This is a genomic window from Streptomyces sp. NPDC041122 (assembly GCF_055592445.1).
Map to the genome: position 1 here is coordinate 1,153,334 of NZ_JBVIYQ010000002.1, position 19,242 is coordinate 1,172,575.

Here is a 19,242-nt window from a genome sequence, read left to right on the forward strand (position 1 = left end):
AAAGGGAGTCGCATGAGCGGAAGCATCGAGCGCACCGGACCGGACGCACCACCCGCACGTCGCGCACGGCCCGGCAAGGGGGAGCGGATAGCCGACTGGGCGGACGGACGCCTCGGCATCAACTCCCTGGCCAAGAGCCAGATGCGGAAGATCTTCCCCGACCACTGGTCGTTCATGTTCGGGGAGATCTGCCTCTACAGCTTCATCATCCTGATCCTGACCGGCACCTATCTCACCCTGTTCTTCGACCCGAGCATGTCCGAGGTCGCCTACGACGGGCCGTACACACCGCTCAAGGGCCTCCTGGTCTCCCGGGCCTACGAGTCCACGGTGCACATCAGCATGGAGGTCCGCGGCGGACTGCTGATCCGGCAGATCCACCACTGGGCCGCGCTCGTCTTCGTCGCCGGGATGCTCGTGCACATGATGCGGGTCTTCTTCACGGGCGCGTTCCGCAAGCCGCGCGAGCTCAACTGGCTGTTCGGCTGGACCCTGTTGTTCCTCGGCATCATCACCGGCCTGACCGGCTACTCGCTGCCCGACGACATGCTGTCCGGCACCGGCATCCGCTTCGCGCAGGGCGCCATCCTCGCCACCCCGGTCGTGGGGACGTACCTGTCCTTCTTCCTGTTCGGCGGCGAGTTCCCGGGCGAGGACATCATCCCGCGGCTCTACCCCATCCACGTCCTGCTGCTCCCGGGGATCATGCTGGGGCTCGTGGTGGCCCATCTGATCCTGGTCTTCTACCACAAGCACACCCAGTTCGCCGGGCCCGGAAAGACCGAGAAGAACGTGGTCGGCGCGCCGCTCCTGCCCGTCTACATCGCCAAGGCGGGCGGCTTCTTCTTCCTCGTCTTCGGCGTGCTCGCCCTCATGGGCGCGGTCGCCTCCATCAACCCCGTCTGGGCGATCGGCCCCTACCGGCCCGACCTGGTCTCCACCGGCGCTCAACCCGACTGGTACCTCGGCTTCTCCGAGGGGCTGATCCGGGTGATGCCCAGCTGGGAGATCAACGCCTGGGGGCACACGCTCCAACTGGGCGTCTTCATCCCCTTCACGCTCTTCCCGGTCATCCTGGCGGCCATCGGCGTCTATCCGTTCGTCGAGTCCTGGGTCAAGGGGGACCGGCGGGAACACCACATCGCGGACCGGCCGCGCAATGCGCCGGTGCGCACCGGGCTCGGCGTCGCCTGGCTCGCGCTGTTCGGCGTGCTGATGGTCGGCGGCGGCAACGATCTGTGGGCGACCCACTTCCACCTCTCGATCAACACCATCACCTGGATGGTGCGGATCGGCTTCTTCGTCGCGCCCGTCGTCGCCTTCTTCGTCACCCACCGGATCTGCCTCGGGCTGCAGCGCAGGGACCAGGAGAAGGTGCTGCACGGCCGGGAGACCGGCACCATCAAGCGACTGCCGCACGGCGAGTACGTGGAGATCCACGAACCGCTGCCGCAGTCCGAGCTCTACCGGCTGACCGCCCACGAACAACCCCGCCCCTACGAGATCGGCCCGCTGGTCGACGCGAACGGCGTGCGCCGCAAGGCGCGCACCTCCGACCGGATCCGGGCCCGGCTCGCCCGCGCCATGTACGGCCCCAAGGCGCAGGTGCCGAAGGCGACCCCGGAGGAGTACCTCGCGATCCGGCGTGGAGAGGGCGAACACCACTGAGAGGGCGAACACCACTGAGGGGGCGGCTCGGTTAGCCTCGCAAGGTGATGGCATCCGAGAAGACTCCGAAGCTGCTCGCGACCAGCGACCTGCACGTGGCCTATGCGGAGAACAGGAAGTACGTCGAGGCCATCCGGCCCGACACCGACGAGGACTGGCTGATCGTCGCCGGCGACGTCGGCGAGCGCATGGCGGACATCGAGTGGACGCTGCGCACGCTCGCCGGCCGCTTCGCCAAGGTGGTGTGGTCGCCGGGCAACCACGAGCTGTGGACGCCCAAGGACGATCCGGTCCAGCTGCGCGGCGAGCACCGCTACCGGCATCTCGTCGAACGCTGCCGGGAGTTGGGGGTCTCCACGCCGGAGGACCCCTACCCCGTGTGGCGCGGCGCGGGCGGACCCGTCGTCGTCGCACCGCTGTTCCTGCTGTACGACTACACGTTCCGCCCGGCGGGGACGCACACGAAGGAGGCGGCGCTGGAGGCCGCCCACGAGGCGGGTGTCGTCTGCACGGACGAGTACTTCCTGCACCCCGACCCGTACGCGACCCGCGACGACTGGTCCCGCGCCCGCGTCAAGCACACCGAGGAGCGGCTGGCCGAGCGGCCCGAGGGCATGCCCACCGTCCTGATCAACCACTGGCCACTGCTGCGCGAGCCCACCAGGGTCCTGCGCTACCCGGAGTTCGCGCTCTGGTGCGGCACCGAGCGGACCGCCGACTGGCACGTGCGGTACGGGGCGGCGGCCGTCGTCTACGGCCATCTGCACATCCCGCGGACCACCGTGCACGACGGGGTGCCGCACATCGAGGCGTCCGTCGGCTATCCGCGCGAGTGGCGCAGGGACTTCCACCCCGACCCGCACCTGCGGCAGGTCCTGCCCGTGTCGGACGAGGGCTGACGCGCGCCGGACGGGGGCCGGCGGCGTCCCCTCAGGGGCGGGCGGGGAGCGGTCTGCGGGCGAGGAGTTCGGCCAGGCCCTGACGGGTCGCGGCCAGGACCACCCGGTCCTCGGGCCGCAGCGCGTAGTCCGGGTCGAGCTCCCACTCCAGGCCCGACGACAGGCCGGGCCCCCCGCCCGAGCCGCGCTCCAGCGCGACGACCCGCCACGCCCCGGGCCGGAACACGTCGGCGATCGTGCGGCCCGTCAGCTGCGGCTGGAGTGAGACGTCGAGGGCGGCGAAGAGCAGCACGGAGCGTTCCACCGGCAGCGCGCCCAGGATCTGCCGGCCCATCATCGCCCCGGCGAACGCGGGGGCGGCCAGCGCGGACACGCTGCGGCTGCGGGTCAGCGCGCCCGGGTGCGCGGCGCGCAGGGTGCGGTAGACGGCGGTCGCGAACTCGTCGTCGTACAGCCGCAAGGCCACCCGCAGATCGGGCTTGACCGAACGGCCGTACAGGGCCGCCTCCAGATTTATGGTGTCCGCGCTGGTCAGGGCGAGCAGCGCATGGGCGCGGTGCACCTTGGCCGCCTCCAGGACGCCCTCCTCCGTGACGTCGCCGATCACGGTGGGCACCCGCAGGCGGCGCGCCAGGGAGATGCCGCGTGCCTCTGGGTCGGCCTCCACGCACACCACGGGGATGTCCAGCTCGCGCAGCCGGGCGAGCACCCGGGTGCCGATCTTGCCGAGACCGAGCAGGACGACGTGGCCGGAGAGGCCGCGGGGCGGGCGGCGCAGTGAGGAGGCGGTGCGGAAGGTGCCGAGGGCCTCCAGGACGGCGGCGAAAAGGATCGGCAGGAGCAGCAGGCCGACCAGGCCGGCGAGGAGCTGGAGGATCTGGCGGCTCGTCGGACCGTCCGTGGCCGGGTCGTTGAGGGAGAACAGGTCGAGCAGCGTCAGATACGTGGCGTGCAGCGGGGTGTCGTCGGTGGTGACGATCGACGCGATGGCCATGCCGAGGACGGCCGCCGCGAAGCCGGCCACCGACCAGCGCAGCCGGCGCGAGAACAGCTGGCGCAGCGGGACGCCCAGACCGGCGAGAAAGCCGGGCGGCGGCGTGGACCCCGCGGCGGCCCCCGAGTAGGAGACGGTCTCCAGGACCAGCGCGCCCCGCCCCGGTGCGGCCGCCACGGCGGCGTCGTCCGGCAGCAGCCGCGGCCCCGCGCCCGCTCCCGAGTCGTCCGAACCCTCCGCGCCCGCCGGGTCGTTGGCGGTCGCCGAGAGCAGCGCGAGAGTGGCGAGACCGCGCGGCGCCACCTGGCCCGGTGCCGGAGGCGTGCGCTCCACGGCGCGCAGCAGCAGCCCGTAGGCGTGCACGACCTTGCTGGTCCCGGCGACCGCGGTGGCCGCGAGGGCCGGTGCCGCGGTGTCGGCGTCGGACAGGACGGTGACGCTGGCGTCGGTGGTGGCGAGGCCCGCCACGGCGGCGGCCTGGTCGAGCAACTCCTCCAGGTGCTGGCCCAGCTTGCGGTTGTACAGCCGGATCACCAGGCGCAGCCGGGGGTTGAGCCGGCGGGCGGCCAGCGCGGTGCGGATGTTGGTCTCGTCCTCGTCGTGCATGAGGGCCAGCGCGGTGGCCTGTGGGATGCCCGCCTCGGTGAGCACGTCGTCGGTGAAGTCGGCGGACTCCAGGGTCCGCGGCAGCCCCGGGACGCCGCCGCCCTCGCCGTTCCCGTTCCCGTTGCCCGTCGTGCGCGAGACGGCGGCCGTGATGCGCCCGAGCAGCGCCGTGGTCATGGCCCGGCCGGACGGCCGGCGCTCGTCGCGTCCCGCGGGCGGGACGACGAGGACGACCTGTTCGCCGTAGACACCGCGGAGTTCGGCGGCGAGCCGATGGGCCAGGGCGTTGTCGCCGCCGCACACGACCATGTGGCCGGGTGCGGCGAGCGGCGGACGCTGCGGGGGAAGCGAAGATGCGTGCGACACAGACAGAAGAGTGCCTCAAGTGAGGCGCTGGTTCCCGCAGTCGAGCCGCCCGGCGAGTTCCACGAGGCCGTCGAGCCCGTACCGGGCGCCGGTGACGGCGGCGAGGGCCGAGTCCGCCGCGCGCCAAGAGGGGATCGGCGACGTGCCGCGCCATCTGCGTGTTGTCCGCTGCCTTGCCGGGGCCCCAATCGCCGCCCCGCATGTCTCGTCGCGCGTCGCTCCGGCCGGGAAGCGCGCCGAGAAGGCGCCTTCCCGCCCGAACTCGAAGGGGGCATCCGGATGTGACTGATGCATCAGTCAGTATCGCAATTCCGCCGCCGCTCCAGTAGGCGTACGGGGAATGCCGGATTCTCGTGACGCCATGTTGTGCTCATCGCAACGCATGGGTACGGTGGCTCACCATGCAGTCAGAGCAGCGGGACGACGTGTCCGAGCGGGTGCGCGAGGTCATCGCCGACGCCGGGGTGACCCAGCGGGAGTTCGCCCGGCGGATCGTCATGGACCCGTCGAAGCTGTCCCGCTCCCTGGGCGGCACGCGCCGGTTCACCGCGGCCGAGCTGGCCCGGGTCGCGGCCATCGGACACGTCGACGCGGGCTGGCTCCTCGGCACGGAGCCCGCCGGGCCCGCGGGGTCAGCGGGGTCCGGGAGGTCCGACACCGTCGCCCCGCGGGCCCGGCGGCCGCGCGGCGGCGGGCCGTCCCCCGAGGGCGGCCGGCCTCTGCAGATCGTCCGCGAGACCGTCCGCCTCATCGCGGAGCGCGGCTTCCACGCCGTCCGGGTCCAGGACATCGCCGCGGCCTGCGACACCAGCACCGCCGCCATCCACTACCACTTCCCCGGCCGCGACGACCTCCTGGAGGCCGCCGTGCGCTGGTGCATGGACGAGGACACCGCGCGCCGGGCCGCCAGGATCGCGGACGCCGCCGACACCGCCGACGAGCTGCGGCAGCTCATCGCGCTGCAGATCCCCCGCACCCCGCAGCAGCGCTGGCAGTGGAGCGTGTGGCTCGACCTGTGGGCGGAGGCGGCCCGCTCCACCGCCGTGGGCCGGCTGCACGCCGACTACTACCGGCAGTGGCGCAGCACCGTCGCCGACGTCATCCGGCGCGGCGTCGCCGAGGGCGCCTTCCGCCCCGTCGATCCGGGAGCGGCGGCCCTGCGGCTGACCGCGCTGATCGACGGCCTCGCCACCCAGGTGCTCGCCTCGACGCCGGACGGCCCCGGCACCGGCCCGGACGACATGCACGAGGCCCTCACCGCCTACGTCGACGCGACGCTGACCGCCCGCTGACCTCTCGTAGACCTCTCGTACGCATGGCACGTGTCGCACGCCGCGTACTCCCCGCGTGGCGGCCCCACTTTTCGAACCGCTCCAGCCCCCACCTCCACAACACCCCACCCCCGAGGGAGAGTTCCGCATGCCCGTGAACGATAACGTCATCATCACCTGCGCCCTGACCGGCGCGGGCGACACCGTGCGCAAGAGCCCGCACGTGCCCGTGACGCCCGAGCAGATAGCCGCCTCCGCGGTCGAGGCCGCCGAGGCGGGCGCCGCCGTCGTGCACATCCACGTCCGCGACCCCGAGACCGGCGACCCCTCCCGCGACCCGCGGCTGTACCGCGAGGTCGTCGAGCGCATCAAGGAGACCGGCACCGACGTCGTCATCAACCTGACAGCGGGCATGGGCGGCGACCTCGTCATCGACCCCGACGAGCCGCTCAAGCACCTGCCCGGCACCGACCTGGTCAGCGGCCTCGACCGGCTCCCGCACGTCGAGGATCTGCTCCCCGACATCTGCACCCTCGACTGCGGCTCGCTCAACTTCGGCGACGGCAGCAACCTCTACATCTCCACCCCGGACATGCTCCGCCAGGGCGCCAGGCGCATCCAGGAACTGGGCGTACGCCCCGAGTTGGAGATCTTCGACACCGGCCAGCTCTGGTTCGCCAAGCAGCTGCTCGCCGAGGGCCTGCTCGACGACCCCACCGTCTTCCAGCTCTGCATGGGCGTCCCGTGGGGCGCGCCCGCCGACCCCGGCGTCCTGCAGTCCATGGTCAACATGCTGCCCGAGGGCGCCCAGTGGGCCAGCTTCGCGCTCGGCCGCATGCAGATGCCGTGGGTCGCGCAGTCCATCCTGCTCGGCGGCCAGGTCCGCGTCGGCCTGGAGGACAACCTCTACCTGGGCAAGGGAAACAAGGCCACGAACGGGCAGCTCGTCGAGCGCGCCGTCCAGATCACCGAGAACCTCGGGTCGCGGGTCGCCACGCCGGACGAGGCGCGGCAGAAGCTCGGCCTCAAGCGGTAGCGCCTCGCTGGATCGGGCGGTGTCCGGGGTGTCTTCGGTGCGGGCGGGCTGTGGCTGGTCGCACCGTTCCCCGCGCCCCTAGGACACCGTCGGCGCGCGCCACTATCCGGCTTCCCCTCACACGCAGCAACGAAAGGAACCCCCACCCCTATGACCACCTCTCCCGAAGAAGTCCGCCGCGTCGCCTGTGTCGGTGCCGGGGTGATCGGCGGTGGCTGGGTCGCCCACTTCCTGGCCCGTGGCTACGACGTGAGCGCCTGGGACCCGGCACCCGACGCCGAGCCGCGGCTGCGCCGCCTCGTCGAGGCGGCCTGGCCGGCGCTCACCCAGCTCGGTCTCGCCGAAGGCGCCTCGCAGGACCGCCTGACGGTCACCGCCACCCTCGAAGAGGCCGTCGCCGACGCCCAGTTCGTGCAGGAGAGTGCCCCGGAGAAGCTGGAGCTCAAGCGCGGTCTGCTGGCGGAACTGGACGCCGCGGCGCCTGCCGGCGTCGTCATCGCGTCCTCCACCTCCGGCTACCCGATGACCGACATGCAGACCGAGGCCGCGACCCCGGGCCGCCTCGTCGTCGGCCACCCCTTCAACCCGCCGTACCTCATACCCCTCGTCGAGGTCGTCGGCGGCGAGCGGACCGACGCCGAGGCCGTCGCCTGGGCGTCCCGCTTCTACGAGATCGCGGGCAAGTCCGTGATCACGATGAAGAGCGAGGTGCCGGGCTTCATCGCCAACCGCCTCCAAGAGGCCCTGTGGCGTGAGGCGTTGCACATGGTCGCCAACGGCGAGGCCACCGTCCAGGAGATCGACGACTCCATCACCGAGGGCCCCGGCCTGCGGTGGGCGTTCATGGGCCCGATGCTCACCTTCGCGCTCGCGGGCGGCGAGGGCGGGATGGCCCACATGCTCGACCACTTCGGCCCGTCCCTGAAGTCGCCGTGGACGCGTCTGGAGGCCCCCGAGCTCGACAGGAAGCTGTACGACGCGGTGGTCGCGGGCTGCGACGAGGAGGCGGGCGACCGCACCATCGCCGACCTCGTCGCCGAACGCGACCAGGGCGTCATCGACGTGCTGCGCGCGACCGGCCGCCTGAACGGAGGAAAGAAGTGAGCGAGTCCGCCCCCGCGAACGAGCCCGCCCCCGCGAACGAGCCCCTGCCCGCGAACGAGGCCCGGCCCCTGAACCAGCCCCTGCCGACGAGCGAGCCGCTGCTCGTGGCCGAGGCCCTCCCCGCGAGCAATCCGCTGCCCCTGTTCCACCGGACCGTCCGGCCCGAGTGGATCGACTACAACGGCCATATGAGCGAGGCCTTCTACGTCCTCGTCTTCGGGTACGCGACCGACGCCATGATGATCGAGACGGGCCTGCACGCCGGTTACCGCGAGTCCACCGGCTGCTCCCTCTACACGGTCGAGGCCCACGTCCGGTACCTCGACGACGTCCCCGAGGGCGCCCACCTCGCCGTCCGCACCCGCCTGTTGGGCACCGACGCCAAGAAGGCCCGGTTCACCCACGAGATGTACGTGGTCGAGGACGAGGGCACCGAACCGGCCCCGGACACGGCCCCCGTGGCGACGACGGAGTTGCTCGCGCTCCACGTCGACCAGAACGCGGGCCGCGCGACGCCCTTCCCGGACCCGATCCGCGAACGCCTCGCGGCCCTCACGGAACCGGCCCCCGCGTGGGCGGGCCGCGCGATCACGGAGGTGCCGAGGGTCGCGGCCTAACGGTCCAGCTCCCGGTGCGCCGTCTCCGGCAACCGCAGGTACACCGCGGAGGAGACGACGCACAGCACGGCCACGTACACGGGAAAGAGCCCGGGAGAGCCGATCTGCTTGAACAGGGTGCCCATGTACGGGGCCGTGCCGCCGAACAGCGCGACCGTCAGCGAGTACGGGAAGCCGATCCCGGCGGCCCGTACCCGCGCGGGGAACACCTCCGCGTTCACCGCCGCCGAGATCGACGTGAAGCCCGTCAGCAGCACCATGCCCGCGCACTGCACGAACAGCAGTGAACCGAACGACCCGGTGAGGGACTTGAGCAGCGGCACGCTCAGGACGGCGAAGCCGATGCCGAAGAAGAGCAGGAGCGGACGGCGGCCGAACCGGTCCGAGAGCAGTCCGCCGACCGGCTGGAGCAGCGCGAAGAACGCCAGCGAGAGGGTGCCGGCGAGGAGCGCCTGGCCCTTGCTGATGTCGGTGTTCAGCTCGGCGTACGTCGGCAGGTACGACGTCCAGGTGTAGTAGGCGAGCGTGCCGCCCGCCGTGATGCCGCAGATCAGCAGCGACTGGCGCGGGTGGTGCCGCAGCGCGTCGAACAGGCCCGGCCGCTCGCCCCGCTCGACGGGCACCCGGCGCGTCTCGTGCGCGCCCTGCCTGATCCAGAACCCGACCAGGCTCAGCAGCGCCCCGAGCACGAACGGCACCCGCCAGCCCCAGCCGTCCATCCGCCCCTCGGAGAGCGTGGCGACGAGCAGGGCCGCGACACCCGACGCGGCGAGCTGGCCCGCACTGGTGGAGACGTACTGGAAACTGGAGAAGAGCCCGCGCCGGCCGGGACCCGCCGACTCCACGAGGAACGTCGTCGACGCGGCGAACTCACCTCCCACGGACAGCCCTTGGAGCAGCCGGGCGAGCACCAGCACGACCGGCGCGAGCACCCCGACGGACGCGTACGTGGGCGTCAGGGCGACCAGCAGGCTGCTGCCGCCCATGAGCAGGATCGTGACGGTCAGCGCGGCGCGCCGGCCCCGCCGGTCGGCGACCGCGCCCATGAGCAGCCCGCCGACGGGCCGCATGAAGAAGCCCACCGCGAAGACGGCGAAGGTGGAGAGCAGCGGGACGAGGGAGTTGCCGGACCCCTTGGGGAAGACCTGGTCGGCGATGTACGTGGCGAGGAAGGTGTACGCGTACCAGTCGTACCACTCCACGGCGTTGCCGACCGACGCGGCGAGCAACTGCCGGATCGGGCGCCGCGCGGGGGAGCGGACGGTGTCGGCCACCTGCTGGTCGTACTGTGTCATGATCACGACCCTCCCCTCCGGTGCGGCGCCCCACACGTGCTGTCCGAAAGGCGGACGGGGCGTGCGCCTCAGCCGGTCGTCGGCCGGTACGCGTGCACCGCCGTCGTCACCAGACACGGCGCCGGCGGCACCACCTGGACGCGCAGGCTGCGGCGCGCGGCGTCGTAGTCGATGCCCTCGGTCTCGAAGGTGCCCGAGCAGATGCTGCGCTGCGGCGCGGCGAAGAGGCTGCTGACGTGGCCGGTCACGGGCTCGCCGTCGAGCGGTCGCGCCAAGTCGACCTGGAGGACCGGGCGGTCCTCGGGGAACAGTTCCTTGGACGCGTCGTTGGAGGCGCACAGCAGACGGGTCTCGGTGGCGAAATCACAGCCCTGGATGTCGCGCACCGGCTTGTCCAGCGAGATCTGTCCGGCCTGCGGCAGCGCGCCGCCGGTAGGCGGGGTCGAGGCGTTGAGGAGCGGGGCGGGGAAGACCTGGAGGCGGTTCTGGTCGCCCCATTCGCCGGACACCAGCCACTGGTGGTCGGGCGAGACGGCCGCGAAGGAGTTGTTGAGCTTCTCGCCGGGGTCGAGCTTGTGCTCGTAGAGGTAGCGCTTCCCGGCGGGCGTGGTGACCGCGTACATCTTGGACTGCGCGGTGTCGCCGCCCTGGTAGGCGTCGAAGGTGTGGCCGTCCGCGACGTCCGGGTCGCCTATGTGGCCCCAGCCCTTGATGCGCAGGTCCAGCGGTATGGAGCCGAGGCCGCGGTAGAGGATGCTGCCGTCCGCGCGGCTCGCCAGGCCCTGGCTGCCGGTGAGGGAGTTGACGTACGAGGTGCCGGACTCCTGCCAGCCGCCGGGCGCGGCGGGCGCGGCCGAGGCGGCCCCGCCGGTCATCACCGCCAGCGTGACGGCGCCGAACAGGGCGGTGGATGTCTTCCAGACGGTCATCGGGCGCTACCTCCGTGGGGGTCGGAACGCTGCCGCGTCATCGTACGTAACCCGCGTCCCGGCGACGCGCGTAACGGGAAGCCAGGCGCAGTACGTAACGTGAACCCCGGCGACACCGGTACGACAGAAGGCGGTTCAGACGTGAAGCTGGCAATTCTCGGCGGCGGCGGATTCCGTGTGCCCCTCGTGTACGGGGCCCTTCTCGGCGACCGCGCCGAGGGCCGCGTCACCGACGTCGTCCTGCACGACCTGGACGCGGCCCGCCTCGACGCCATCGCCCGGGTCCTCGCCGAGCAGGCCGACGGCGTGCCCGACGCGCCTTCCGTCACCGCGACCACCGACCTCGACGAGGCGCTGCGCGGCGCCGACTTCGTGTTCTCCGCGATCCGCGTCGGCGGCCTGGAGGGGCGCGCCGCCGACGAGCGCGTGGCCCTCGCCGAGGGCGTCCTCGGGCAGGAGACGGTCGGCGCGGGCGGCATCGCGTACGGGCTGCGGACGGTGCCTGTCGCCGTGGACATCGCGCGGCGCGTCGCACGGCTCGCGCCGGGCGCGTGGGTCATCAACTTCACCAACCCCGCGGGACTGGTGACCGAGGCGATGTCCCGTCACCTCGGCGACCGCGTCATCGGCATCTGCGACTCGCCGGTGGGGCTCGGCCGCCGGGTCGCGCAGGTCCTCGGCGGCAACCCCGACGAGGCCTTCATCGACTACGTGGGCCTCAACCACCTCGGCTGGCTGCGCGGCCTGCACATCGCGGGCCGCGACGAACTGCCGCGGCTGCTGGCCGACCCCGGGCTCCTCGTCTCCTTCGAGCAGGGCAGGCTCTTCGGCGCCGAGTGGCTCCAGTCGCTCGGCGCGATCCCCAACGAATACCTGCACTACTACTACTTCAACCGCGACACCGTCCGCGCCTACCAGCGGGCCGAACGGACCCGCGGCGCCTTCCTCCACCACCAGCAGGCCCGCTTCTACGACGGCATGCGCCATCCCGGCACCCCCGCCCTCCAGGCGTGGAACGACACCCTCGCCGAGCGCGAGGCGGCGTACATGGCGGAGAACAGGGAAGCGGCCGGCGTGGGGGAGCGGACCGAGGAGGACCTGGAGTCCGGCGGGTACGAGAAGGTGGCCCTCGCCCTGATGCGGGCCATCGCGCGCGACGAGCGGGCCACGCTGATCCTCAACGTCCGCAACAGCACGACCCTCGCCGCCCTGGACGCGGACGCGGTCATCGAGGTGCCGTGCTCCGTCGACGCCAACGGCGCCCACCCGATGTCGGTGGCCCCGCTGCCCGGTCACGCCACCGGCCTCGTCTGCTCGGTCAAGGCCGTCGAGCGCGAGGTGCTCGCCGCCGCCGAGAGCAGCTCGTCGGCCACCGCGGTCAAGGCGTTCGCGCTGCATCCGCTGGTCGACTCGGTGTCGGTGGCGCGGCGGCTCGTGGAGGGGTACCGGGGTGCGCATCCGGGTCTCGCGTACCTGCGGTGATCACGCAGCCCCTCTGCCACCCGCGATGGACAGACCGTCTCCCGCACCTGAGATGATCACGACATGAGTCCCGTCGTCTCCATCGGTGCCGCCGCCCGCCGCCCCTGCACACTCGTCGTGTGCCGGGGGTGCTGCTGCGGCGACGCGCGCAAGCACCCCGGCGTCGACCACGCCTGGCAGCTGGAGCGGCTGCGGGCCGCCGCGGCGGCCTCGCGCGGCCGGTTCGCGGTCCGCACGAGCGACTGCCTCGGGCCGTGCGGCCAGGCGAACATCGTCGTCGTCCAGCCCTCGCCGGAGGGGCGCAGGAAGGGCGGCCGGGCCTCCTGGGTCGGCTTCGCCATGGACGACGAGTCCATCGACGAGATACTCGCCTGGGCCGAGGCGGGCGGCCCCGGCGTGGCCGAACCGTCGGCCACGCTGGCGCTCCAGCTGGTGGATCCCCGGGCGGTGTAGAGCCGGTCCACCACCGGACGGGCCTCAGCCCTCCGCGATGACCTGGTCCAGGAAGCCGTGCAGGTTCCGCACGGTCCTGGCGTTCTGCTCCTCCAGGGTCAGGCTCTCCTCCAGGCGGCGGGCCATCGCCGAGGTCTTCTTCCCCCGTACGTACAGGGAGCAGGCCAGGTCCGCGCACACGTACAGCCCCACCGAGTTGCCCTGACGGCCCGCCGCGCCCGCCTTCGGGGCGACGAGCAGGGTGATGCCGGAGCCGGACTGCGGGGTGACGCAGACCGAGCAGATGCTGGACTTGGACAGGCTCTTGCGCACGCCGGTCGAGGCGCGCAGGGCGATGCCCACGGGCTCGCCGTCCCGCCAGGTCACCACGTAGCCGCGGTCCGGCGCCTTGGGGTCGCGCCACCCGAGGAAGTCCAGGTCGGACCAGGAGGTCTCGGCGAAGCCCGCGGGGAGAGCCAGTCTGCGCGCCTCGCCCTTGGAACAGTTCACGAAGGACGTACGGATCTCGTTCTCACTGACGGGCTGCATGATCCGGAAGGTATCAACGGGGTGCGCGCGGCGTCGTGTCAATTTCTTCCACCGGACACCGGACACCGGACACCGGACACCGGACACCGGACACCGGACACCGGGCGCGGGATGCCGGACGCGTGCCGCGGGACGCCGTACGCGCCTTCGGCGGGGCGTGCCGCCCGGCCGGTCAGGCGCCGCCCGGCCGGATCATCTTCCGGCCCGCGGTGCTGCCCCCGTCCACGGCGACGGACGCGCCCGTCATATAGGGGAAGTCGTCCGAGGCGAGCCCGAGCACCGCGCTCGCGATCTCCGCGGCCTCGGCCATACGCTCCAGACCGTCGACGTTGAGCGGCCCGAACGCCTTCTTGTACGCGGCCCAGTCCGCGTCCGGGATGCCCGGCGGACGGACGAAGGCGGTGTCGGTGGTGCCCGGCAGGAGGGCGTTGACCCTGATCCCCTTGGGGCCGTACGCGAGCGCCGCCGCCTTCACGATGCCCTGGACGGCCCGCTTGCTCGCGGTGTACGCGGCGCCGTTCGGCCTGGCCTGCTCGGCCGCCGACGAGGAGGTGCAGATGATGACGCCGCGCCCCGCCGCGAGCATGTGCGGGATCTCGTACTTGAGCGCGAGGAACGTACCGCGGGCGTTGGTGTCCTGGACGTCGTCCCATTCCTCGACGCTCAGCTCATGGGGGAGCTTGGCGCTGCCGATCCCGGCGTTGTTGAAGGCTATGTCGATGCCGCCGTAGCGGCCGGCCACCCGGTCCACGAACTTCTGGACCTGCGCCGCCACGCGGACATCGGCCTGTATGTACGTCGCTTCGCCGCCCGCGTCGCGGATCCGCCGCTCGACCTGGCGCCCCGACTCGGCACGCCTGCCGCAGAATCCGACGTGGGCTCCGGCCGCCGCGAAGGCCACGGCGGCCGCCTCCCCGATGCCGGAGGTGGCCCCGGTGATGAGCACGGATTTTCCCTGGAAGCGGCCGGTGCCGCGCCGGGGCGTGGTCCGGGAGGCGGGCCGTGCGTCGGCCCGTGCGCTGGCCCGGGCGGTGGTGCTTCCCAGGGCGGCGCCCGCCACACCGAGCACGGCCGCGCCACCGACGAGGGCCCGGCGCCTCATGCCCGCAGGCTGAGCGGTCTCCTCCTTCGGAGGCGTGTCCGAGTGCTCGTCGGCTTCCGCACGGGTGTCCGTGCCGGTGTCCGCTGCGGCATCCGGGCCGGTGCCCGTGCTCGGGTGGGAGGTGAAGATCGGGTTGGAGTTCATGCCGGTCACGTTGGCAGTCCGAGGCGGGTGCGCGACTCCACCGGTGGGCCGCACAGAGTGGCTGGTGGGAGGAGGCGCCCTCCTCCCACGGCAGGACCCGACATCCATCAGCTGTGTCCTGCTGTTGATACGGGCCGAGTCAACCTGTCGCTTCGTCAGCTCCACGTGCGGCGCAGGTCCGCCCCCCTCAGGTCCGCCCGCCCAGGACCGCGCCCCTCAGTGAGAGGGTCCGGACGGAGGAGGCGGGTGCTGTGACGTAGCCGTGGGTGACGGGCAGGAGACGGAGGCACGCCAGTATTCGACCCCGAACTCTCCTCCCGCTGCAGCGATTTCGGCTCGGTTCGGCGAATCGTTGCCGTGGCCGCTGCCTGGACGGCTCCGACCTGCCCCTGCACGGGCGGAAGCAACCTCTTAACCTGGTCCGCGTGAACCGACCACGGATCGAGCTGGCTTTCGACGGGCGATTCGCCCTCCTGCGGGCCCTGCTGCTCACCGGAGTCCTGGCCGGTGACCTCCTCTGGGTGCAGAGGCCCGCCGGTCCGCGGGACTGGGGGGTGGCAGCTGCCGCGGGCGTGCTGTGCCTGGCCACCGCCCGGTGGGTGTTCGGCGCGCTCCTCGCCGAGTCGGCTCTGCTCGTCGTCGCCCATGCGCTGGGCGCGGGTCCCGTCGCCTCGGTGAAGGTGCTGGCGGCTCTCACGCTCTTCGAACTCGCGGTACGGGAGTCCGGGCGGCGCCCCTTGGCCGGGGCCGGAGCGCTGGCGTTCGCCGTCCTGGCCAACCGGGTGGCGGATCTGCCCGGCGAACTCCCGGAGGTGCTGTACAAGATGGGCGTCGTAGCGGGGGTCCCTCTGCTCCTGGGTGCCTATGTGCGGGCGACCCGCGACGCGGCAGCGCACGCCCGGGAACGCGTGCGCCAGCAGGAACTCCAGGCGGAGCAGCGGTTGGTGGCCGCGAACGTGGCTGAACGAACCGCTATTGCACGGGAGTTGCACGATCTGGTGGCCCACCACGTGTCGTCCATGGTGCTGCGCGTCGGCGTCGCCCGGCACGTCATCACTACAGCGGGAGCCACGGGAGCCACGAGCGGTGCGGGTCCGACGGGAGCTGCGGGTTCCATGAGAGCTGCGGGTCCCACGGGAGGTGCGGGAGGTGCGGGCCCCGCAGCTGCCGGCGGCGCCGACCCCGCCCCCGGCATCGACCCTCGGCTCACCGGCGTCCTGGACGACCTGCACGCCACCGGCAGCGCGGCACTGGCCGACCTGCGCCGGCTGGTGGCCGTGTTGCGCGCCCCGGACGCCGCGGGCGTGGACGCCTCCTCCTTGGTCACGCCGGGAGCGCTGCCGGCCGCCCTGGACGCGGTCGTCGAGCGCAGTCGGCGGACCGGCCTCACCGTCGCCGCCTCGGTGGACCCCGCCGTCGCGCTGCTCGACGCGGTCCGTGGCCTCGCGGTGCTGCGCCTGGTCCAGGAAGGCCTGGCCAACTCGGCCAAACACGCTGGCCCCGGGGCGTCCGCCGAACTGACGGTACGAGTGACCGACGGGGCCGTACACGTGACGCTCCAGGACGGCGGCGGCCACGCACGGACCCAGGGGCCGGCCGAGGACCCCGCCGGGCACGGCCTCACCGGCATGCGCGAACGCGTGGACCTGCTCGGCGGTCGTCTGGACGCCGGGCCCGAGGGGCAGGGCTGGCGCCTGACAGCCGAACTGCCGCTCTCCGCGAGCGTGTTGGAGGTACACACATGATTCGCGTTCTCGTCGTCGACGACCAGCCGCTCGTCCGCATGGGGCTGCGCATGCTCTTCGACCAGGCCGCGGACATCGAGATCCTGGGGGAGGCGGACAACGGCGCGGACGCCGTACGAAGCGCGGAGCGCCTCGGCCCCGACGTCGTCCTGATGGACCTCAGAATGCCGGGCGTGGACGGCATCACGGCCACTCGCCGCATCCTGGCCGCCCGCCCCGCCACGCGCATCGTCGCCCTCACCACGTTCGACGACGACGATCACCTCTACCCGGCACTCGAAGCCGGAGCCTGCGGGTTCCTCGTCAAGGAGGCCCCGCCCCCCGAACTCCTCGACGCCGTCCGCCGCGCCGCGACCGGCGGTTCCCCCTTCAGCGGGGCCGCCCTGGACCGCCTCGTGGCCCAGGCGCTCCACACGCGTTCGGCCGCCGGGGGTGACGCGCCGGCCCCGGTGCCGGCCATCACGCCCCGGGAACGGGAGGTCCTCGGTCTTCTCGGTGCGGGCCTGTCCAATCCGGAGATCGCCGACCGGCTGCACCTGGGCGTGACCACGGTCAAGACGCATGTGGCGAGCCTGATGACGAAGACGGGCCGGGACAACCGCATCCGCCTGGCGGTCCTGGCCGTCCTGGCCGGTGTCACCCCCGACTGACCGACGAGAGCGAGACGCGTCGTCCCTGCCGTCCACGTGCTGCACGCCGGGCGCCACGAACGCCACCTCCCACCCCGTGGGGGCCGCCGTCAGGGGCGACGGTGAGAAGAGGGCGGGCCGGTCGGAGATCCATGCCCGGGGCCGCTGGGGAACGCGGCGCGCGAGGGACGCGGATCGCCCCGGCTTCCGGCGCCGAGGGGCCGGAAGATCCCGCCCGTCCACCTAGGCAAGGTCTCACTCCCACTCTCACTCTCACCCCTTCACCTCGATCACGACCTTCCCGCGGACGTGACCGCTCTCCACCGCGCGGAGCGCCTCGTCCGCGCGGTCCAGCGGGTACGTCGCCGTCACGTGCGGACGCAGCACGCCCGCCGCGGCAAGGAGCGCCACCTCGTCGAGGACCGCCGACGTGCGGGCCCGGGCGACCGGGGCGCCGCCCAGTTCGGCCACGGTCTCCTTGGCCGCCGCCGTGATCAGCTTCCCGCGGTCGGTCAGGAGTTCCGCGACCTCCACCAGGTCCGCGCCCCCGACCAGGTCGAAGACCGCGTCGATACGGTGCTCCGGCGCCGCCTCCCGGACGCGCTCGGCGAGGCGGGGGCCGGGCGGCACGTGGAAGGCGCCCTGCGACTCGACGAACTCCTTCTTTCCGGCGCTCGCCGTGCCCACCACGTGGAGCCCGAAATGCCGGGCCAGCTGCGTCGCGGCCACGCCGACCCCGCCGCCCGCCCCGGTGATGAGCAGCGTCGCCCCGGCGGGCAGGCCGAGCTGGCGCAGCCCGTCGTACGCCGTCGCCGCCGCGACCGGCAGCACCGCCGCGTCCGGGTAGGAGAGGGCGTCCGGCTTGTGCGCGGCGATGTCGGCCGGGAGCAGCGTGAACTCCGCGTACCCGCCGGTCACCGGGTTGCCGAAGACCGCGTCCCCGGCCGCGAACCCCGTCACGCCGGGCCCGACCCGCTCCACGACACCGGCGATCTCGCTGCCGAGCACCTCGTGGCCGGCCAGGGGCGCCTGACCGGGCCGGCGCTTGCCCGCGCGCAGCTTCCAGTCGACCGGATTGACCCCGGCCGCACGGACCGCGACGAGCAGCTGCCCCGGGCCCGGCTCGGGCTTCGCCAGGTCGAGTAAGGCCTCGACCTCCGGACCGCCGTGTTCGGTGAATACGTACGCCTTCGGCATCTGGCCGCTCCCTCGCTCAGGTCGACCTTCCGTCGACTGTGGCCTTCCATAGGGGACGACGGTCAAGATCGCCCTGCTGTTCCCGGGCCCACGCGGTGTTCACAAGGCCGTGACGAACGATGTCTGTGGCTTCCGTACGGACCACAGGTGCTGACCCGCGATCTCCGGGGCAAGCTGACGGAAGAGACGACGGGCGAAGGAGAGGGCTGCGCGGTGGTGCCGAGCGACGGGAACGAGGACGACCTGCTGGCAGGGCTGTCGGTGGACGACTCCCGGCCGGAGCGCCCAGTGCTCCTCGACGAGGAGGGGCGGCCCCTGCGGACCTGGCGGGAGAACTATCCGTACGCCTCGAAGCTGAGCCGGTCCACGTACGAGCGGCAGAAGCGGATCCTGCAGATCGAGCTCCTGAAGCTGCAGAAGACCGTCCGCGACCAGGGGCGGCGCGTCGTCGTGCTGTGCGAGGGGCGGGACGCGGCCGGCAAGGGCGGCACCATCAAGCGGTTCACCGAGCGCCTCAACCCGCGCGGCGCGCGCACCGTGGCGCTGGACAAGCCGAACGAGCAGGAGGCGGGCCAGTGGTACTTCCAGCGGTACGTGGCCCAGTTGCCGTCGGCGGGCGAGATCGTCTTCTTCGACCGGTCCTGGTACAACCGCGCCGGCGTCGAGCCGGTGATGGGCTTCTGCACCCCGCGCCAGCACCAGCACTTCCTGGAGCAGGCGCCGCTCTTCGAGAAGATGATCACCGATGACGGCATCCTGCTCATCAAGTTCTGGTTCTCCGTCTCCCGGGCCGAGCAGCGCACCCGCTTCGCGATCCGCCAGGTCGACCCGGTCCGCCAGTGGAAACTGTCCTCCACCGACATCGCCTCGCTCGACCTGTGGGACGCCTACACGTACGCGAAGGTGGAGATGTTCCGCGCCACGGACACCCCGTACGCCCCCTGGACCGTCGTGAAGACCAACGACAAGCGGCGCGGCCGTCTCGAGGCCATGCGCCACCTGCTGCTCCAGGTCGACTACGAGGCCAAGGACGCCGAAGCGGTGGGCAAGGCGGACCCGTTGATCATCGGCGCCGCCAACACGCTCCTGGAGCCGGGCGAGGACCCCACGGACCTGTCGCCGAGCAAGCTCGCCGACCACGGCCGGGGGCCGGGAGAGCACCCGCGCGGCTGACGCG

General features: G+C 72.5%; 17 protein-coding genes. 11 read left to right on the forward strand and 6 right to left on the reverse strand.

The features are described 5' to 3' along the window. The first annotated feature begins 12 nt into the window (after nucleotides 1-12). Together qcrB and ACZ6B8_RS11360 are read left to right on the forward strand one after the other, a co-directional pair. Complete coding sequence (gene qcrB / locus ACZ6B8_RS11355; RefSeq protein WP_471072782.1) at nucleotides 13-1,668, forward strand: cytochrome bc1 complex cytochrome b subunit; 1,656 nt, start codon at nucleotides 13-15, stop codon at nucleotides 1,666-1,668. A 47-nt stretch (nucleotides 1,669-1,715) separates the two neighbouring features. Then, entirely contained in the window at nucleotides 1,716-2,567 is an 852-nt protein-coding gene (locus tag ACZ6B8_RS11360) for a metallophosphoesterase family protein (protein ID WP_471607054.1), read from the forward strand. A gap of 31 nt (nucleotides 2,568-2,598) precedes the next feature. Here ACZ6B8_RS11360 and ACZ6B8_RS11365 read toward each other — a convergent pair whose 3' ends face one another. Beyond that, nucleotides 2,599-4,476 carry an NAD-binding protein gene (locus tag ACZ6B8_RS11365; protein WP_471607193.1) on the reverse strand — a complete coding sequence of 626 codons (1,878 nt, stop codon included), beginning with the start codon at nucleotides 4,474-4,476 and terminating at the stop codon, nucleotides 2,599-2,601. 458 nt (nucleotides 4,477-4,934) lie between these two features. Here ACZ6B8_RS11365 and ACZ6B8_RS11370 point away from each other — a divergent pair, with 458 nt between their 5' ends. From ACZ6B8_RS11370 to ACZ6B8_RS11385, 4 genes are all read left to right on the forward strand, one after another. Beyond that, nucleotides 4,935-5,825, forward strand: coding sequence for a TetR/AcrR family transcriptional regulator (locus ACZ6B8_RS11370; protein WP_471607055.1), 891 nt, complete (start codon nucleotides 4,935-4,937; stop codon nucleotides 5,823-5,825). Nucleotides 5,826-5,952: 127 nt separating this feature from the next. Next, entirely contained in the window at nucleotides 5,953-6,840 is an 888-nt protein-coding gene (locus ACZ6B8_RS11375) for a beta-keto acid cleavage family enzyme (RefSeq protein ID WP_471607056.1), read from the forward strand. A 150-nt stretch (nucleotides 6,841-6,990) separates the two neighbouring features. After that, nucleotides 6,991-7,944 carry a 3-hydroxyacyl-CoA dehydrogenase NAD-binding domain-containing protein gene (locus ACZ6B8_RS11380; protein ID WP_471607057.1) on the forward strand — a complete coding sequence of 318 codons (954 nt, stop codon included), beginning with the start codon at nucleotides 6,991-6,993 and terminating at the stop codon, nucleotides 7,942-7,944. Nucleotides 7,945-8,048: 104 nt separating this feature from the next. Continuing rightward, nucleotides 8,049-8,561, forward strand: a complete 513-nt coding sequence (locus ACZ6B8_RS11385; RefSeq protein WP_471073559.1) for a thioesterase family protein — start codon at nucleotides 8,049-8,051, stop codon at nucleotides 8,559-8,561. On the opposite strand, the gene ACZ6B8_RS11390 is transcribed toward ACZ6B8_RS11385, so the two are convergent. Continuing rightward, on the reverse strand, nucleotides 8,558-9,856 hold the full coding sequence (locus ACZ6B8_RS11390; protein ID WP_471072767.1) for an MFS transporter: 1,299 nt from the start codon (nucleotides 9,854-9,856) through the stop codon (nucleotides 8,558-8,560). The two genes, ACZ6B8_RS11385 and ACZ6B8_RS11390, sit on opposite strands and share 4 nt — an antisense overlap. Nucleotides 9,857-9,924: 68 nt before the next feature. Beyond that, nucleotides 9,925-10,785, reverse strand: a complete 861-nt coding sequence (locus tag ACZ6B8_RS11395; RefSeq protein ID WP_471607058.1) for a hypothetical protein — start codon at nucleotides 10,783-10,785, stop codon at nucleotides 9,925-9,927. Between the two features lie 141 nt (nucleotides 10,786-10,926). Here ACZ6B8_RS11395 and ACZ6B8_RS11400 point away from each other — a divergent pair, with 141 nt between their 5' ends. Together ACZ6B8_RS11400 and ACZ6B8_RS11405 are read left to right on the forward strand one after the other, a co-directional pair. Then, nucleotides 10,927-12,267 carry a 6-phospho-beta-glucosidase gene (locus ACZ6B8_RS11400; protein ID WP_471607059.1) on the forward strand — a complete coding sequence of 447 codons (1,341 nt, stop codon included), beginning with the start codon at nucleotides 10,927-10,929 and terminating at the stop codon, nucleotides 12,265-12,267. A gap of 63 nt (nucleotides 12,268-12,330) precedes the next feature. Then, nucleotides 12,331-12,720: a (2Fe-2S) ferredoxin domain-containing protein gene (locus tag ACZ6B8_RS11405; protein WP_471607060.1), complete on the forward strand. Its 390-nt coding sequence runs from the start codon at nucleotides 12,331-12,333 to the stop codon at nucleotides 12,718-12,720. A gap of 24 nt (nucleotides 12,721-12,744) precedes the next feature. On the opposite strand, the gene ACZ6B8_RS11410 is transcribed toward ACZ6B8_RS11405, so the two are convergent. Both ACZ6B8_RS11410 and ACZ6B8_RS11415 read right to left on the reverse strand, forming a co-directional pair. Continuing rightward, nucleotides 12,745-13,248, reverse strand: a complete 504-nt coding sequence (locus ACZ6B8_RS11410) for an FBP domain-containing protein (protein WP_471607061.1) — start codon at nucleotides 13,246-13,248, stop codon at nucleotides 12,745-12,747. A gap of 172 nt (nucleotides 13,249-13,420) precedes the next feature. Next, nucleotides 13,421-14,494, reverse strand: coding sequence for an SDR family NAD(P)-dependent oxidoreductase (locus tag ACZ6B8_RS11415; protein WP_471607062.1), 1,074 nt, complete (start codon nucleotides 14,492-14,494; stop codon nucleotides 13,421-13,423). Nucleotides 14,495-14,919: 425 nt separating this feature from the next. Here ACZ6B8_RS11415 and ACZ6B8_RS11420 point away from each other — a divergent pair, with 425 nt between their 5' ends. Beyond that, a complete protein-coding gene (locus tag ACZ6B8_RS11420; RefSeq protein WP_471607063.1) occupies nucleotides 14,920-16,239 on the forward strand; it encodes a sensor histidine kinase in 1,320 nt (439 codons plus the stop codon). Next, nucleotides 16,236-16,889, forward strand: coding sequence for a response regulator transcription factor (locus ACZ6B8_RS11425; RefSeq protein WP_471607064.1), 654 nt, complete (start codon nucleotides 16,236-16,238; stop codon nucleotides 16,887-16,889). The genes ACZ6B8_RS11420 and ACZ6B8_RS11425 overlap by 4 nt, the downstream gene beginning before the upstream one ends. A 252-nt stretch (nucleotides 16,890-17,141) precedes the next feature. On the opposite strand, the gene ACZ6B8_RS11430 is transcribed toward ACZ6B8_RS11425, so the two are convergent. Continuing rightward, nucleotides 17,142-18,065: an NADP-dependent oxidoreductase gene (locus ACZ6B8_RS11430; protein WP_471607065.1), complete on the reverse strand. Its 924-nt coding sequence runs from the start codon at nucleotides 18,063-18,065 to the stop codon at nucleotides 17,142-17,144. 213 nt (nucleotides 18,066-18,278) lie between these two features. On the opposite strand from ACZ6B8_RS11430, the gene ppk2 reads away from it, so the two are divergent. After that, the gene (ppk2, locus tag ACZ6B8_RS11435; RefSeq protein WP_471607194.1) at nucleotides 18,279-19,238 is read left to right on the forward strand and encodes a polyphosphate kinase 2; all 960 of its coding nucleotides are present in this window, start codon (nucleotides 18,279-18,281) and stop codon (nucleotides 19,236-19,238) included. The last annotated feature ends 4 nt before the right edge of the window (nucleotides 19,239-19,242 follow it).

Bases quoted from the DNA above. Each gene is read 5' to 3' on its own strand.
- ACZ6B8_RS11405 (WP_471607060.1), top strand. From the start codon at position 12,331: ATGAGTCCCGTCGTCTCCATCGGTGCCGCCGCCCGCCGCCCCTGCACA.
- ACZ6B8_RS11375 (WP_471607056.1), top strand. From the start codon at position 5,953: ATGCCCGTGAACGATAACGTCATCATCACCTGCGCCCTGACCGGCGCG.
- qcrB (WP_471072782.1), top strand. From the start codon at position 13: ATGAGCGGAAGCATCGAGCGCACCGGACCGGACGCACCACCCGCACGT.
- ACZ6B8_RS11395 (WP_471607058.1), bottom strand. From the start codon at position 10,785: ATGACCGTCTGGAAGACATCCACCGCCCTGTTCGGCGCCGTCACGCTG.
- ACZ6B8_RS11410 (WP_471607061.1), bottom strand. From the start codon at position 13,248: ATGCAGCCCGTCAGTGAGAACGAGATCCGTACGTCCTTCGTGAACTGT.
- ACZ6B8_RS11365 (WP_471607193.1), bottom strand. From the start codon at position 4,476: ATGGTCGTGTGCGGCGGCGACAACGCCCTGGCCCATCGGCTCGCCGCC.
- ACZ6B8_RS11380 (WP_471607057.1), top strand. From the start codon at position 6,991: ATGACCACCTCTCCCGAAGAAGTCCGCCGCGTCGCCTGTGTCGGTGCC.
- ACZ6B8_RS11360 (WP_471607054.1), top strand. From the start codon at position 1,716: ATGGCATCCGAGAAGACTCCGAAGCTGCTCGCGACCAGCGACCTGCAC.
- ACZ6B8_RS11425 (WP_471607064.1), top strand. From the start codon at position 16,236: ATGATTCGCGTTCTCGTCGTCGACGACCAGCCGCTCGTCCGCATGGGG.
- ACZ6B8_RS11415 (WP_471607062.1), bottom strand. From the start codon at position 14,494: ATGAACTCCAACCCGATCTTCACCTCCCACCCGAGCACGGGCACCGGC.
- ACZ6B8_RS11430 (WP_471607065.1), bottom strand. From the start codon at position 18,065: ATGCCGAAGGCGTACGTATTCACCGAACACGGCGGTCCGGAGGTCGAG.
- ACZ6B8_RS11390 (WP_471072767.1), bottom strand. From the start codon at position 9,856: ATGACACAGTACGACCAGCAGGTGGCCGACACCGTCCGCTCCCCCGCG.
- ACZ6B8_RS11370 (WP_471607055.1), top strand. From the start codon at position 4,935: ATGCAGTCAGAGCAGCGGGACGACGTGTCCGAGCGGGTGCGCGAGGTC.